This is a genomic window from Rhizobium sp. YS-1r (genome assembly GCF_000757525.1).
GTDB classification, from domain to species: Bacteria; Pseudomonadota; Alphaproteobacteria; order Rhizobiales; family Rhizobiaceae; genus Neorhizobium; species Neorhizobium petrolearium.
Genome location: NZ_JPYQ01000047.1, coordinates 26,497 through 41,820 on the forward strand (window position 1 = coordinate 26,497; position 15,324 = coordinate 41,820).

The 15,324-nt window shown below is 61.6% G+C and carries 12 protein-coding genes; 6 read left to right on the forward strand and 6 right to left on the reverse strand.

Annotated features, from left to right (window positions below; genetic code table 11):
• Positions 1 to 121: 121 nt before the first annotated feature.
• From lysS to JL39_RS21720, 3 genes are all read right to left on the reverse strand, one after another.
• Positions 122 to 1,618 (reverse strand): lysine--tRNA ligase, encoded by a 1,497-nt coding sequence (gene lysS, locus JL39_RS21710; protein ID WP_037155757.1) that lies wholly within the window; start codon positions 1,616 to 1,618, stop codon positions 122 to 124.
• A gap of 199 nt (positions 1,619 to 1,817) precedes the next feature.
• Complete coding sequence (gltX, locus tag JL39_RS21715; RefSeq protein WP_037155761.1) at positions 1,818 to 3,275, reverse strand: glutamate--tRNA ligase; 1,458 nt, start codon at positions 3,273 to 3,275, stop codon at positions 1,818 to 1,820.
• Positions 3,276 to 3,406: 131 nt separating this feature from the next.
• The gene (locus JL39_RS21720) at positions 3,407 to 5,179 is read right to left on the reverse strand and encodes an SLC13 family permease (protein WP_037156123.1); all 1,773 of its coding nucleotides are present in this window, start codon (positions 5,177 to 5,179) and stop codon (positions 3,407 to 3,409) included.
• 193 nt (positions 5,180 to 5,372) lie between these two features.
• Here JL39_RS21720 and JL39_RS21725 point away from each other — a divergent pair, with 193 nt between their 5' ends.
• Positions 5,373 to 5,918 carry a glutathione peroxidase gene (locus JL39_RS21725; RefSeq protein WP_037155764.1) on the forward strand — a complete coding sequence of 182 codons (546 nt, stop codon included), beginning with the start codon at positions 5,373 to 5,375 and terminating at the stop codon, positions 5,916 to 5,918.
• Positions 5,919 to 6,013: 95 nt separating this feature from the next.
• Here JL39_RS21725 and JL39_RS21730 read toward each other — a convergent pair whose 3' ends face one another.
• Positions 6,014 to 6,769 (reverse strand): TerC family protein, encoded by a 756-nt coding sequence (locus JL39_RS21730; RefSeq protein WP_037155767.1) that lies wholly within the window; start codon positions 6,767 to 6,769, stop codon positions 6,014 to 6,016.
• A gap of 98 nt (positions 6,770 to 6,867) precedes the next feature.
• Complete coding sequence (locus JL39_RS21735) at positions 6,868 to 7,569, reverse strand: TetR/AcrR family transcriptional regulator (protein ID WP_037155770.1); 702 nt, start codon at positions 7,567 to 7,569, stop codon at positions 6,868 to 6,870.
• 134 nt (positions 7,570 to 7,703) lie between these two features.
• Here JL39_RS21735 and JL39_RS21740 point away from each other — a divergent pair, with 134 nt between their 5' ends.
• The 5 genes from JL39_RS21740 to xylA all read left to right on the forward strand — a co-directional run bounded on the left by JL39_RS21740 (position 7,704) and on the right by xylA (position 14,704).
• Entirely contained in the window at positions 7,704 to 8,918 is a 1,215-nt protein-coding gene (locus tag JL39_RS21740) for an HlyD family secretion protein (RefSeq protein WP_037155773.1), read from the forward strand.
• 17 nt (positions 8,919 to 8,935) lie between these two features.
• Positions 8,936 to 10,516 (forward strand): DHA2 family efflux MFS transporter permease subunit, encoded by a 1,581-nt coding sequence (locus tag JL39_RS21745; protein ID WP_037155776.1) that lies wholly within the window; start codon positions 8,936 to 8,938, stop codon positions 10,514 to 10,516.
• A gap of 165 nt (positions 10,517 to 10,681) precedes the next feature.
• Positions 10,682 to 11,722: a LacI family DNA-binding transcriptional regulator gene (locus tag JL39_RS21750; RefSeq protein WP_037155778.1), complete on the forward strand. Its 1,041-nt coding sequence runs from the start codon at positions 10,682 to 10,684 to the stop codon at positions 11,720 to 11,722.
• A 26-nt stretch (positions 11,723 to 11,748) separates the two neighbouring features.
• Positions 11,749 to 13,203 carry a xylulokinase gene (gene xylB, locus JL39_RS21755; RefSeq protein ID WP_037155781.1) on the forward strand — a complete coding sequence of 485 codons (1,455 nt, stop codon included), beginning with the start codon at positions 11,749 to 11,751 and terminating at the stop codon, positions 13,201 to 13,203.
• Between the two features lie 190 nt (positions 13,204 to 13,393).
• Positions 13,394 to 14,704 (forward strand): xylose isomerase, encoded by a 1,311-nt coding sequence (gene xylA, locus JL39_RS21760; protein WP_037155784.1) that lies wholly within the window; start codon positions 13,394 to 13,396, stop codon positions 14,702 to 14,704.
• Between the two features lie 187 nt (positions 14,705 to 14,891).
• Here xylA and JL39_RS21765 read toward each other — a convergent pair whose 3' ends face one another.
• Positions 14,892 to 15,179 (reverse strand): hypothetical protein, encoded by a 288-nt coding sequence (locus tag JL39_RS21765; protein ID WP_152601101.1) that lies wholly within the window; start codon positions 15,177 to 15,179, stop codon positions 14,892 to 14,894.
• Between the last annotated feature and the right edge of the window lie 145 nt (positions 15,180 to 15,324).

Genomic DNA, 15,324 nt, shown 5'->3' on the forward strand with positions numbered 1-15,324 from the left:
ACTCGCGGCGGTGTGGCATATCTATTTCTCCCCTTGCGGGAGAGAAAGCGATTCAACACCTTAGCGCAGCTAAGTGTTAGAAAATCGCAAGTGAGGGGTTTGCAAAGCCCACCATTCCCAATCAATCCGCCTTGGCACGTCTTGCCGGGAACAGAATGACGTCGCGGATCGACGGCGAATCGGTGAGCAGCATCACCAGGCGGTCGACCCCGATGCCGAGGCCGCCGGCCGGCGGCATGCCTTGGTCGATCGCATCGAGGAATTCCTCGTCGAGCTGCTTTTCCTTCTCGCCGCGAGCGTGCGCCTGCTCGAGCTGTTCGACCATGCGGCGGCGCTGTTCTTCCGGGTCGTTGAGTTCGGAAAAGGCGTTGCCGATTTCCCAGGCGTTGCAATAGGTCTCGAAACGCTCGACGAGGCGCGGCTCGCCCGGAACTTCCTTGGCAAAGGGTGAGATGTCCTTCGGGAAGTGGGTGACGTGAGCCGGCTGGATCAGTGTGCCCTCCACCTTCTCCTCGAAGATGAAGGCAAGGCATTCGCCCCAGGTCCAGTCCTTCTCGACCTCGAAGCCGGCGGCCTTGGCGGCGGCGCGGGCTCCCTCGTCCGTCTTGATCGCAAGGAAGTCGATGCCGGTCGCCTCCCTGACAGCCTCGGGCATCGGCACGCGGCGGAACGGACCCTTGAAGGAGATTTCCTTGTCGCCGAACTTGAACTCGGTCGAGCCGTGGATGCTCATCGCCAGATGCGCGAAGAGCCGCTCGACAAGGCCCATGACGTCCTCGTAATCGGCATAGGCCCAATAGCATTCCATCATGGTGAATTCGGGATTGTGCCGGGTCGAGACGCCTTCGTTACGGAAGTTGCGGTTGATCTCGAACACCTTGTCGGTGAGGCCGGAGACCAGCGTGCGCTTCAAGAACAGTTCCGGCGCGATGCGCAGGTACATGTCGAGCTTCAGCGTGTTGTGGTGGGTCTTGAAGGGTTCGGCCGTCGCGCCGCCATAGACCGAATGCAGCATCGGCGTCTCGACCTCCAGGAAGTTCTCGTCCTCCATGAAGCGGCGGATGCCGGAGATGATCTTCGAACGCTGACGGAAGCGGAGCTTGGACTCCTCGTTCGTCATGATGTCGAGATGGCGCTTGCGGTAGCGGGTCTCGATATCCGACAGGCCATGCCATTTTTCGGGCATTGGCAGCAGCGACTTGGTGAGCATGGTGATTTCCTTGGCGTTCACCGTCAGCTCGCCGCGCTTGGTGCGCCGCACCTCGCCGGTCACCCCGATGATGTCGCCGATATCGATCATCGGCAACAGCGCGCGGGCCTCTTCCGGCGTAGTATCCTTGTGGGAGAAGATCTGCACCTTGCCGCCTGCATCGCGGATGTCCATGAACATGCCGGAATTGCGCGAGGAGTAGACGCGCCCCGCCACGGTGACGATATCGCCGGTTTCCGTGTCCGGCTCGACGCCGGCATATCTTTCGGCCAGTTCCGCGTTCGAGATCGTCCGGTGGAAATGGGCGGGATAGACATCGCCGATCTGCTCGCGAAGCAGCTTGAGCTTCTGGGCGCGCACCTGCGTGGCGTCGGAGGAGAGGGCGGTTTCGGTATTCGTGTCGGTCATCGTGTTTCGCCTTAAAGGGCAGCAAGCGCCTCAGTTCACCCCCCTCTGTCACTTCGTGACATCTCCCCCTCGAGGGGGAGATTGTTGGGAATATGCCGCTCTACCACTTGCCGATCTCCCCCCTTGAGGGGGAGATGCCCGGCAGGGCAGAGGGGGGTATCTTCATATTCTTTCCTTCAGGAATGAAGGCATCTGATCCTCAATTCCCGCTTCCCACCATCGAAGCCATCACGGTCGCTGCGACTTTCAGTCTCTGGCGCACGACCGAGCGGCCGAGCAGCGCCATCGAGTCGAACAGCGGCAGCGAGCGGGACGAACCCGACATGGCGACGAAGAGCGGCGGCGTGACGACGCGCAGCTTCTTGGCCAACTTGTCGGAAACGGCGCGCAGCTCGGCGTCGATCGTCTCAACGTTCCATTCCATGAGCTTTTCGAGATCGGCCTGAACGGTATTGAGGATCTCCAGCGTCTCGGCCGGGCTGGTCTTCAGGCCGGCGAAGGAGGCAGGCGTCAAGCCGACGTCATTCGAAAGCAGGAAGCCTGCGAGCTGTGGCAGTTCGCCGAGCTTGGAAATGCGGCTCTGCGACAGTTTCAGGCCTTCCGTCAGGCGGTTGTTCTCCGACGCCCATTCGAGCGTGCGGGCAACGAAATCCTCCGGCGAAAGCTTTTCGCGGAGCCAGCGGCCGTTCAGCCAGTCGAGCTTCTGGATGTCGAAGATCGCGCCGGCCTTGGAGAGATTGTCCGGATCGAACTTTTCGCAGAGCTCGTCCATGGTCAGCAGTTCCTCGCCCTCGGCGATCTGGATGAAGAACAGGCCAAGGAAGTTCATCAGCGCTTCCGGCAGGTAGCCGAGCGCGGAATAGTAGGAGATCGACGTCGGGTTCTTGCGCTTCGACAGCTTCGACTTGTCGGCATTGCGCATCAAGGACAGGTGCATGAAGACCGGCTGTTCCCACTCGAAATAGCGGTAGAGCAGGATGTGCTTCGGCACCGAGGCCAGCCATTCCTCGCCGCGTGCCACATGGGTGATCTTCATCAGATGGTCGTCGATGACATTCGCCATGTGATAGGTCGGCATGCCATCGCCCTTGATCAGCACCTGCATGTCGACCGAGTCCCACGGGATGGACACATCGCCATAGACGCCGTCATGGAAATCGCAGGAGCCTTCGGTCGGGATCTTCATGCGGATGACCGAGCTTTCGCCCGCCGCCATCTTGGACGTGACTTCCTCGGCCGTCAGGTGGAGGCAGAGACCATCGTATTTCGGCGGCTTGCCGGCGGCGCGCTGCGCTTCGCGCATCTGCTCCAGCCGCTCGGGCGTGCAGAAGCAGCGGAAGGCATGGCCCTTGTCCAGGAGTTCCTGGGCATAGGGCTGGTACATTTCCTTGCGGTCGGACTGGCGGTAGGGGCCATAGGGGCCGCCGACATCCGGGCCTTCGGCCCAGGTCAGCCCCGTCCATTTCAGCGCGTCCAGCACCTTCTGTTCGAATTCCGGCGTGGAACGGGTGGCGTCGGTATCCTCGATGCGCAGGATGAATTCGCCGCCCATCTTTTTGGCGAAAAGATAGTTGAACAGGGCGATATAGACGGTGCCGACATGCGGTTCGCCGGTAGGCGAGGGGGCAATACGGACGCGGGGGCCATGTGTGTTCATGAATAATGCTCGATTTCTAGCGCCTGTCATGCGAGGCGCGGACCTGCTTTTGCCTATGCGGGATTTGTGGCAGGCCTTAGCGCATATTCAATCGCAGGCGTCAAGGTTTTTGGCCGCATATCCGCGCAACCCTACCTTACCGGCCAGATATAGAGCAGCGCCGGGACACTCACGAGCACGATGATAAACGACAACGGCAGGCCGAGGCGCGGGTAATCAGAGAACTTGTAGCCGCCGGGGCCGAAGACAAGCGTATTGCATTGATGGCCGACGGGGGTCAGGAAATCCGAGCCGGCGCCAATTGCCACAGCCATGAGAAAGGCTTCCGGCTTGAAGCCGAGATTGGTGGCGAAACTGACGGCGATCGGCCCCATGACGAGGACGGTTGCGGCATTGTTGAGGAAGGGCGTCACGGCCATGGCGGTGACAAGGATCAGCGCGAGCGCGCCCCAGGCGGGCAGATTCGTCGCGACATCGCCCAACCAGCCTGCAATCAGCGCGCTGCCCCCGGTGCTCCGAAGCGAATCCGACACCGGGATCAGCGCCGCGAGCATGACGAGGATCGGTCCGTCGACCGCCTTGTAGATATCGGCAAGCGGGATTGCCCGGAAGACGACCATGCCAAGTGCCGCGGCAAAGAAGGCGACCGGTACCGGCGCAATACCGACCGCCGTCGTCGCCATCGCAAGCGCGAGGATGATGAGCGGAACGTAGGCGCGCCGATGCGTGCCGAGCAGCACCTCGCGCTGGGCGAGCGGCAGAAGCGAGAAATCCTGCAACACCCCCGGCAGGTTCCTGCGGCTTCCCTGCAGCACCAGCACGTCGCCTGCCATCAGCGTGAGATCGCCGAGCCGTTCCTTCAGCCGTTCGCCGCGCCGGCTGACGGCCAGAAGGTTGACGCCGCGCGTGTAGGAAAGCGCAAGTTCCTTGGCGGAGAGCCCCCGGAGCGGCGATTCCTGCGAGATAATCGCCTCCACGGAGATCACGTCGGGCTGGGCCTGCCCCTTTTCTCGCAGCGGCTTGCCGGAAAGTTGCAGTCTGCCTGCCGAGACGATGCGATCGAGCGCCTTCGACGGGCCTTCCAGAAGCGCCACGTCGCCTTCGCGCATCACGAGATCGGGGAAGGGTGACATGCGGGCCGGGCCGCGCAGCACGGCTGTCGCGATCACCTCGCCATCGCCGAGCTTCAAGAGTTCGCTCATGGGTTTGTCCAGGACGGAGGATTGCGCTGTTACCGACACTTCCGACGTATAGTTGGTAATCTCGACCGCTTCCTCGATGGAATTGTTCTGCTTCGTCCGACTCGGCACCAGCCAGTGGAAAAAGAGCAGAAAGGTAATGCCGACAATGGTGAGGATTGCGCCCATCGGCGTGAAATCGAACATGGTGAAGGGCGTTCCGGTGAGCTCGCTCCTCAGCCGCGACACGACGATGTTGGGAGACGTGCCGATCTGCGTCATCAGGCCGCCAAGCAAGGCGGCAAAGGCCATGGGCATCAGGTATTTGGACGGCGAGGCGCCGGATTTGCGCGCAAACTGAAAGGCTACCGGCATCATGATCGCCAGTGCTCCGATGTTCTTGATGAAGGCGGAAAGCACAGCCACCACGATCATCAGAAGCGCAAGCTGGGTGGGCAGCGTGTTGAGGTTCGGGAAGAATTTCTTGATGGCGGTATCGACGATCCCCGAGCGGGCCACACCTGCACTGACAACCAACGCGCTGCCGACGATGACGACGATGTCGTCGGAAAAGCCGGAAAAAGCCTTGTCGACCGGCACGATGCCGAGCGTGACTGCCAGCACGAGGGCGCAGCAGGCAACCACGTCATAGCGAAAGCGATCCCAGATGAAGACCGCCATCATGATGGCGATGACGGTAAAGGCGAGAATCTGGTCGGTTGTCATGGGCTCCGGCGGCTCTGAGGCTGAACGACGGATGAGCATCCGCCGAAAAAGAAGAATTGACGCTTTCGGGTGGCGTATCAATCCCACCGACCGGTTAAAGTTCCGCCGGGCAATGTCTGTCCACTGGACAAGCATGACTGTTGGAATAGTTTGTGTCCGCCTACTGCTTTGTCAATTTCAGGGAGATTTGCCGATGAGCGCCGTTCTGGATATTCCGGTCAAGCTGGCGGACGGCCGCCAGACGACGCTGTCCGAATATAAGGGCAAGGTCATGCTGGTCGTCAATGTCGCCTCCAAATGCGGGCTCACCAAGCAATACGAAGGTCTCGAAAAGCTCTATGAGGACAAGCGCCAGCACGGGTTCGTCATCGCCGCCTTTCCGGCCAACAATTTCAAGGGCCAGGAACCGGGTACGGATACAGAGATCGTCGAGTTCTGCACGCTCACCTACGACGTCAAATTCCCGATCTTCTCGAAGATCTCGGTGAAGGGCGAGGACAAGCATCCGCTCTACAAGGAACTGACCGGTTCGGGCGTGGCGACGACCGGGGATGGTCCGATGAAGGAGCGCCTGCGCGGTTATGGCATGGAGGTTCCCGACGACCAGGAAATCCTCTGGAACTTCGAGAAGTTCCTGATCGACCGCGACGGCAAGATCGTCGCCCGTTTCGCGCCGGATGTGACAGCGGAAGACAGCCGCCTCGTTTCGGCGATCGAGAAGGAACTGGCGAAGGGGTGAGGAGAGCTTCGGCGTTCGCCTCTGCCCTCACCCTGACCTTCTCCCCGCTTTATAGGGAGAAGGTCGCAACAGCGGGATGAGGGGCGGATTTTCCGTCAATGCAGCGTCTGCTGCTCGCCCTTCTTCTTCCGTCTCCCGTTGCGGGCCAGCATGTTCAGCACTTCGACCAGCGCCGAGAAGGCCATGGCGGCGTAAACGTAGCCCTTCGGCACATGGAAGCCCATGCCGTCGGCAATCAGCGTCGTGCCGATCATCAGGAGGAAGGCGAGGGCCAGCATGACGATCGTCGGGTTCTTCTCGATGAAGTTGGCGAGCGGCGTTGCGGCGACCAGCATCACGGTCACGGCGATAACAACGGCGGTCACCATGATCGGCAAATGCTCGGTCATGCCGACGGCGGTAATGATGCTGTCGATCGAGAAGACGAGGTCGAGAAGCAGGATCTGGCCGATAGCAGCCGCGAAGCCCGTGGTTGCCGAGCTTGCGATGAAATCCTCGTTGTGATCGGCCGGATCGACATTGTGGTGGATTTCCTTGGTGGCCTTCCAGACGAGGAAAAGACCGCCGGCGATCAGGATCAGATCCTTCCACGAGAAACCGTGTCCGAAGGCTTCGAAGATCGGGGTGGTCAGCTGGACGATCCAGGCGATGGTGCCGAGCAGCGCGAGCCGCATGATGAGCGCGAGCCCGATACCGATGCGGCGGGCTTTGACGCGATGCTCGGCCGGCAGCTTATTGGTGAGGATGGAGATGAAGATCAGGTTGTCGATGCCGAGCACGACCTCCATGACCACAAGAGTAACGAGCGCTACCCAGGCCGCCGGGTCTGCTACGAGCGCTGCAATGTCCATCCACATCTCCTTTTCTCAATCTCAGGGCGTAATTGCCCGACCGATTTAAGAAGTGGAAACGCAAAGACAAGAGGAGGTTGTGCAACAACCACCTGAAATCAGGCGTGTTCTACCGTTTTCGCCTTCACTGACGTGTCATGGGCGCCATAGGCCGCCATGAACACCCGGATCGCGCCCCTGACGACGTGATCCAGTTCTTCCCGCGGCGGCACGTCGTCGATATCGCCAAACAGGCGGAACTTGAAGAAGGTGCCGCTCGTCATGTCGATGAACTGGCGAGCTGCCAGATCGGTATCTTCGGCCTTCAGGTTGCCGAGCGCCACATGACGCTTGATGAAGTCGTCCAGAACCGTCCGCACGTTCACCGAGGGGGAATTGAAGAAATGCCGACAGAGGCTCGGCATCCGGTCGGCGACACCGATTACGGTGCGCATCGCATTGATCACCTGAGGCGAGGTGATATGCGCGGCGAAGCTCACGCCGAAATGATAAAGTCCGTCCTCGACCTCCTCGCTGCCTTCAAGAATGTCGCGCATCCTCGTGGTGATACGCTCGCGCTCGCGCGCGACCATTGCGGTGAAGAGATGTTCCTTGTTCTGGAAATAGACGTAGATCGTTCCCTTCGAGACACCGGCCTCGCGGGTAATGTCGTTCATGCTTGCCGCATCGAAGCCGAGCTTCATGAAGACGGCCTTCGCGCCATCGATGATCTGTTCCCGTTTCGCCGGGTCCTCGCCCGCCGCGAAACGCCCGGCCGGGCCCGGATCGGATATTGCCAGCTTCCCTGTCTGTTTGGACATTTTAATGCCTTCTTTAACCTTTTCGAACCGAGTGGTTCGATTGCTCTTGATATGTGCCATGGAAAGGTCTATGTCAAGCTCACTGAACCGAACGGTTCGATGAAAGACTGCACTCCCAAGACGGTAATAGAAAAATGACGGTCTCCCAAAACGCCGGCGCACTGCGCGCCGTGACGACGGACAATGCGGGTCCTGCCGAAGCCAAAGCGCGCGAGGAGAATCCTGCTGCAGAAAAGCCTGCCGCGGCGGAAACGATCCCGGCGCCGGCAGATCAGAAGGCGCCCGCAAAGAAGAAGCGCGGTTTCCTGCTGCCGATCATCGGGCTTGCTCTTCTGGGCGGCGCAGCCTGGTATGGTTATGACTGGTGGACCGATGGCCGCTTCCTCGTTTCGACCGATGACGCTTATGTGGAAGGCGATATCGCCGTCATTTCTCCCAAGGTATCAGGTTACGTTGCCAAGGTGAATGTCGTCGAAAACCAGTCCGTCAAAGCGGGCGATCCGCTTGTGACACTTGACGACGGCGATTACAGGCTGGCGCTCGAAAAGGCCGCAGCAGCCGTCGAATCCGCCAATCTCGCGATATCGCGCATCGATGCGCAGATCGTTGGCGGCAAGGCGGCGATCGAGCAGGCCAAGGCCCAGCAGGGCGCGCTTGAAGCGGCCGTTCGCGGTGCCGAAATAACCCAGAAGCGCCAGGCGGAACTGGCCGCAAAATCCGTGGGTACGACCGCCGACCTCGACAATGCAGAGGTCGCGCTCGAAAAGGCCCGTGCCGATCTGGTCGCCGGTCAGGCGGCCGTTGCTTCCGCGGAGGCCAATCTCGGCCTCTTGCAGGCACAGCGCAAGGAAGCGGTCAACGATGTCCGTGCCGAGGAGATTGCCCGCGACCAGGCCCAGCGCGATCTGGATTTCACGGTCCTGAAGGCGCCTTACGATGGTGTCATCGGCAATCTCGCCGTCCAGACGGGCGATCTGGTCACCGCCGGCAAGCGGCTGGCCTCTCTGGTGCCGCTTACCGAGCTTTATATCGATGCGAATTTCAAGGAAACCCAGATCGGCCACCTGAAGCCGGGTTCCAAGGTCCGCGTGCATATAGATGCCTTCGACGACCACACCGTTACGGGTACGGTCGTTTCCATCGCGCCTGCTTCCGGTTCGGTCTTCTCCCTGCTTCCGCCTGAAAACGCCACGGGCAATTTCACCAAGGTCGTGCAGCGCGTGCCGGTGCGGATCTCGATCCCGAAGGACGTCCTGGAGCGCGAGCATCTGAGGGCCGGTTTGAGCGTCGTCGTCGACGTCGACACCCGAACGGCTCCCGCCGACAGCAACGCGGTCGCTGCAAAATAAACCTACGGAGAACGGCCATGGCAACAGCAACGGCCGCGGCAGGTGCGATACCCGTCGACCCACCGATGGACAGACGCAAGGTCATCGCCTTCTTCGCGATGGTCTTCGGCATGTTCATGTCGATCCTCGACATCCAGATCGTCTCGGCCTCGCTCGCCGAGATCCAGGCCGGCCTTTCCGCCGGCTCGGACGAAGTCGCCTGGGTGCAGACTTCCTACCTGATCGCCGAAGTGATCATGATCCCGCTGTCGGGGACGCTGGCGCGGATTCTTTCGACGCGCGTGCTTTTCACCATCTGCGCGGGCGGCTTCACGATGGCGAGCGCGCTCTGCGCCACTGCCACCAATATCGAGCAGATGATCGTCTACCGGGCGCTTCAGGGCTTTATCGGCGGCGGCATGATCCCCTCGGTCTTCGCAGCCGCCTTCACCATCTTCCCGCCCTCGAAGCGCAGCATCGTCTCGCCGATCATCGGCCTTGTCGCAACGCTCGCGCCGACGATCGGGCCGACGGTCGGCGGCTATCTGTCGCACGCCTTTTCCTGGCACTGGCTTTTCCTCGTCAACATCATCCCGGGCATCCTCGTGACGGCCGCCGCCTGGAGCCTGATCGACTTCGACAAGCCCCAGATGCAGCTCTGGAAGAAGTTCGACTGGTGGGGGCTTTTCTCCATGGCCGTGTTCCTGGGGTCGCTCGAATACGTGCTCGAGGAGGGTAACAACAAGGACTGGTTCGGCGACGAGCGTATCGTCATCGGCACGGTGATGATCTTCGTCGGCGCCGTGGTGTTCTTCTGGCGCGCCTTCAGGGTCGAGTTCCCGGTCGTGGATCTCAGGGCCTTCAGCAATGCCAACTTCGCCTTCGGTTCGCTTTTCTCCTTCGTGATGGGTGTCGGCCTCTACGGTCTCACCTATCTCTATCCGCTCTATCTGGGACGCATCCGAGGCTATGATTCCCTGATGATCGGCGAGACCATGTTCGTCTCCGGGCTTGCCATGTTCGTCTCCGCGCCGATTGTCGGGCGCCTGACGAACCTCCTCGATCTCAGGGTGATGATGGCGGTCGGCTTTGTCGGCTTCGCCCTCGGCACCTGGCTGATGACGGGAATTACGGAAGACTGGGATTTCTGGGAACTGTTCCTGCCGCAGATCCTGCGCGGGGCCTCGATGATGATGTGCATGGTGCCGATCAACAATATTGCGCTCGGCACACTCGCGCCGCAGCGCATCCAGGGCGCTTCCGGCCTGTTCAACCTGACCCGCAATCTCGGGGGCGCGGTGGGGCTGGCGATTATCAACACCATGCTGACCCAGCGGACGGACGAACACTATGCCCGGCTCTCCGAGCACGTCAATTACGGCAACCCGGCTGCGATGAGCTGGCTCGACAGCGTCGGCGCCAACTACAACTCCTATGGTTTCGACGGCAGCGCGGCTGCCCTGCAGAGGCTTTCCGGAATGATCACCCAGCAGTCCTGGCTCTTGTCCTTCGCGGACGTTTTCCTGCTGCTGACCGTGCTTTTCGGCAGCCTCATCTTCTTCGTCTTCCTGATTGCCAAACCCGCGCGGCCAGCCGGAGCCGGTGGGGGCGGCCACTGATCACAGCCCTCCACCGCCGGAAAGGGGTCGCCGCTTGAAGTGGCGGCCCTTTTTCCTGTCGACCGGTGACCTGGCCCCCTGTCGGAGGGCTGTTTTCCGACACCTTCGGTAAATTCTGATTTACGTACCTCAAAAATTGGGCTACGACCTTCCGCGGAGGAGTTCATGAAGCCCACTGTCCATGACATCGCGAAGAGCGCAGGCGTCAGCCTTGCCACGGTCGATCGCGTGTTGAACGACCGGCCGGGCGTGCGCGCGGTGACCCGCTCGAAGGTGGAAGAGGCGATCGCTGCGCTCGGTTATGTGCGGGATCTTGCGGCCGCGAACCTTGCCAAGGGCCGCACCTATTCCTTCGTCTTCATCCTGCCGGAAAACGACAATTCCTTCATGATCGGCCTGCACGAGGAAGTGCGCGGCGCGATTGCCCGTTCGAGCGCCGAGCGCACGCACATCCGCATCGTCGACGTGCCACCCTTTGATCCGGATGCACTGGTTGACGCGCTCGAAAAGGTGCTGGCAGAAAAGCCGTCCGGAGTCGCCTTCGTCGCCATCGATGCGCCTGAAGTCCGCGCTGCCGTCGGCCGCTTGAAGGAAGCGGGCATACCGACCGTCACGCTTGTCTCGGACCTGCCGGACGCCTCCCGCGATCATTACGCCGGCATCGACAATATCGCCGCCGGCCGTACCGCAGGCAGCCTGATGGGCCGTTTCCTGAGCGGCCCGTTCATGGGTGAGCGAGGGGCGACGGTGGCGGTGCTTGCCGGCTCCATGCTGGTGCGCGACCATCGCGAGCGGCTCGAAGGGTTTTCGTCGGTCATCGGAGAGAGCTATCCGAATGTCCTTATCCTGCCGGTGCTGGAGGGCCGGGACGATCCGGCGCTCGCCGAAACGGTGGTTGCCGATGCGTTGCGCCGTCATGCTGACATCGCTGGCATCTATAGTCTCGGTGCGGGCAATCGAGGCCTCATCCGGGCGGTGCAAAAAGCGGGAATGTCCAGGCGGCCTCTTGTCATCGCCCACGAACTCACCGCCTCGACCCGCGCCGCACTCGCCGAAGGCGTGATCGATGCGGTGCTGAACCAGGATGCGGGCCATGAGGTGCGCAGCGCCATCCGCGTGCTGAAGGCCAAGGCGGATGGCCTGCCGGTGATCGCCGGGCAGGAGCGCATCCGCATCGACATATTCTTGAAAGACAATCTGCCCTGAGAAGCAGAGCATGAAGGAGAAACACCATGTATCTCGGTCTCGATCTCGGCACTTCCGGCGTCAAGGCGATGCTGATCGACGGCGATCAGAGGATCATCGGTTCGGCGAGTGGCGCGCTCGACGTTTCGCGCCCGCATTCCGGCTGGTCGGAGCAGGAGCCTGCCCACTGGATCCGCGCCACGGAGGAAGCCGTCGCCGGCCTCAAGGCGAAGTTCCCGAAGGGACTCGCCGCCGTGAAGGGCATCGGGCTCTCCGGCCAGATGCATGGCGCGACGCTGCTCGATGCGGACGACAAGGTGCTGCGGCCTTGCATCCTCTGGAACGACACGCGCTCCTACGAGGAGGCGGCGATGCTCGACGCCGATTCCCGCTTCCGGCAAATCACCGGCAATATCGTCTTTCCGGGCTTCACCGCGCCGAAACTCGTCTGGGTGCGGAAGCACGAGCCGGAGGTTTTTGCGAAGGTCGCCAAGGTACTGCTGCCGAAGGATTATCTGCGCCTGTGGCTCACCGGGGAGCACATTTCCGAAATGTCGGACTCGGCCGGAACCTCCTGGCTCGATACAGGCGCCCGCAAATGGTCGTCCGAATTGCTCGATGCGACCGGATTGTCCGAGACGCAGATGCCGTCGCTGGTGGAAGGCACGGAACAGGCGGGCAAGCTGCGCGGCGAACTGGCCTCCAAATGGGGCATCACCGGCAATGTTGTGGTGGCCGGCGGGGCGGGGGACAATGCGGCATCCGCCTGCGGCATGGGCACGGTTGCGGAAGGCCGCGCCTTCGTCTCGCTCGGCACGTCCGGCGTGTTGTTCGCGGCCAACGCCTCCTACCTGCCGAAGCCGGAAAGCGCCGTGCACGCCTTCTGCCACGCGCTGCCGAAGACCTGGCACCAGATGGGCGTCATCCTGTCGGCCACCGACGCGCTCAACTGGTATTCGCACATTGCCGGCAGATCTGCTGCCGAACTCACGGAAGAACTGGGCGATAGTCTGAAGGCCCCGACCGGCGTCACCTTCCTGCCCTATCTTTCCGGCGAACGCACACCGCATAACGATGCGGTTATCCGCGGCGCCTTCATCGGCCTTGGACACGAAAGCAGCCGGGCCGTGCTGACCCAGGCGGTGCTGGAAGGCGTCACCTTTGCGATCCGCGACAATCTGGAAGCGCTGAAATCCGCCGGCACATCGATTTCCCGCGTCACGGCGATCGGCGGCGGTTCGCGCTCGCGTTACTGGCTGGCCTCGATCGCGACCTCGCTCGGAATGCCTGTCGATATCCCGGCGGACGGCGATTTCGGCGCGGCCTTCGGTGCCGCCCGGCTCGGTCTCATCGCCGCGACCGGGGCCGATCCGGTGGCGGTCTGCTCGGCGCCGAAGACGGAGGAGACGATCGAGCCCGTTACGGCGCTTTCCGATACCTATGAGGCCGCATACGCGCGTTATCGGGCGGCGTATCCGGCGATCAGGTCGCTGGCGCATTGAACCGGGGTTTGCCCCTCACCCTAACCCTCTCCCCGCCCGCGGGGAGAGGGGACGTGCCCCGCTCACCGTTCGAGGGGGTGGATAGCTCACCGCGCGTCTCCTTCGCCCCGTTTACGGCGAGAAGGTGCCGGCAGGCGGATGAGGGGCAAGCGTCAGATATGAATGAACATTCCCCAAGGAGGACATGACTATGAGCACAGGCTTTTTCGGCGACATTCAGAAGATCAAATACAAAGGCCCGGAGAGCGCCAATCCGCTCGCCTTCCGCCACTACAATCCCGACGAGATCGTCGCGGGCAAGCGCATGGAGGACCACCTGCGCTTTGCCGTCGCCTACTGGCACACCTTCACCTGGCCGGGTGGCGATCCCTTCGGTGGCCAGACATTCCTGCGCCCCTGGTTTTCCGACACGATGGAAGCGGCCAAGATGAAGGCGGACGTCGCCTTCGAATTCTTCCAGCTCCTGGGCAGCCCGTTCTACTGCTTCCACGATGCGGACGTGCGCCCGGAAGGCACGAATTTCGCGGAAAACACGAAGAACCTCAACGAGATCGTCGACTATTTCGAGAAAAAGCAGGCCGAAACCGGTGTGAAGCTTCTCTGGGGCACGGCGAACCTCTTCTCCAATCGGCGCTATATGTCCGGTGCCGCCACCAATCCCGACCCGGACGTCTTCGCCTTCGCCGCGGCGACCGTCAAGACCTGCCTCGACGCCACCAAGCGACTCGGCGGCTCCAACTACGTGCTCTGGGGCGGGCGCGAAGGCTACGAGACCATCCTCAATACCGACTTCACCCGCGAACTCGACCAGATGGGCCGTTTCCTGAATCTTGTGGTCGAATACAAGTACAAGATCGGTTTCGAAGGCACGATTCTCATCGAGCCGAAACCGCAGGAGCCGACCAAGCACCAGTATGACTACGACGTTTCGACCGTCTATGCCTTCCTACAGAAGAACGGATTGGAAAACGAGGTGAAGGTCAATATCGAGCAGGGCCACGCGATCCTTGCCGGCCATTCCTTCGAACATGAGATCGCCATGGCGAACACGTTCGGCATCTTCGGTTCGATCGACATGAACCGCAACGATTATCAGTCCGGCTGGGATACCGACCAGTTCCCGAACAACGTGCCGGAAATGGCGCTCGCCTACTATCACGTCCTTGCGGGCGGCGGCTTCAAGAACGGGGGCACGAATTTCGATGCCAAGCTGCGCCGCCAGTCGCTCGATCCGCAGGACCTGCTGATCGGCCATATCGGCGGCATGGATTGCTGCGCCCGCGGCCTCAAGGCAGCCGCGAAGATGCTGGACGACGGCGCGCTCAAGACCCCGCTCGATGCCCGCTACGAGAAGTGGGAGAGCCCCGAGGCGCAGAAGATGCTGCGCGGCGAATACAAGCTCGACGAGATCGCCGCCATGGTGGAGCGTGAGAACATCAATCCGGAACCGGTTTCCGGCCGCCAGGAATATCTGGAAAACGTCGTCAACCGCTACGTCTGACACAACAAGCTGGGGCCGCTATATGCGGCCCCAGCTTGTTGACGCACCTTCCGGCATGCATGACGTCATTCTTATCTATGCTGGCCGTGTCGATTTGTTAGATTGAGGGGGGCGGGAGCGTACCTTGGTCAATCTTTGGTAGTGAGAAACGGTGGCCGAGCCCGGTAGGCTGCCGTTTCGACTTCTGTCACCCGAACAGTTGATCGGGAGGCCATTGGCGCGGCGATCCCGCAGGATAAGGACGGGCCTCATGACGATAGCATCTTGCATCGTCGGGATCGACGTTTCCAAACAATGGCTGGATTGCTTTCTTCATCCGACTGGCCGACGAAGCCGGTTTTCCAACGACGCGAAAGGGCACGATGCCTTCCTGGCACAGCTGGGCGGACGGCAGGGCTTCTGTGGCCTTGAAGCGACCGGTCGTTACGATCGGGCTCTGTGCCTTCGGCTGCATGAAGCCGGACAGCCCTTCCACCAGGCCAACCCACGCAAGGCGCGTCAGTTTGCCCAGGCCGTCGGTTTCCTGGCCAGGAGCCAGGATCGACCGGGTCGATGCCCACATTCTGGCGCGCTATGGCGTGACGATGGACTTGCCGGCACAGGTGCGACCGGAGCCGGAG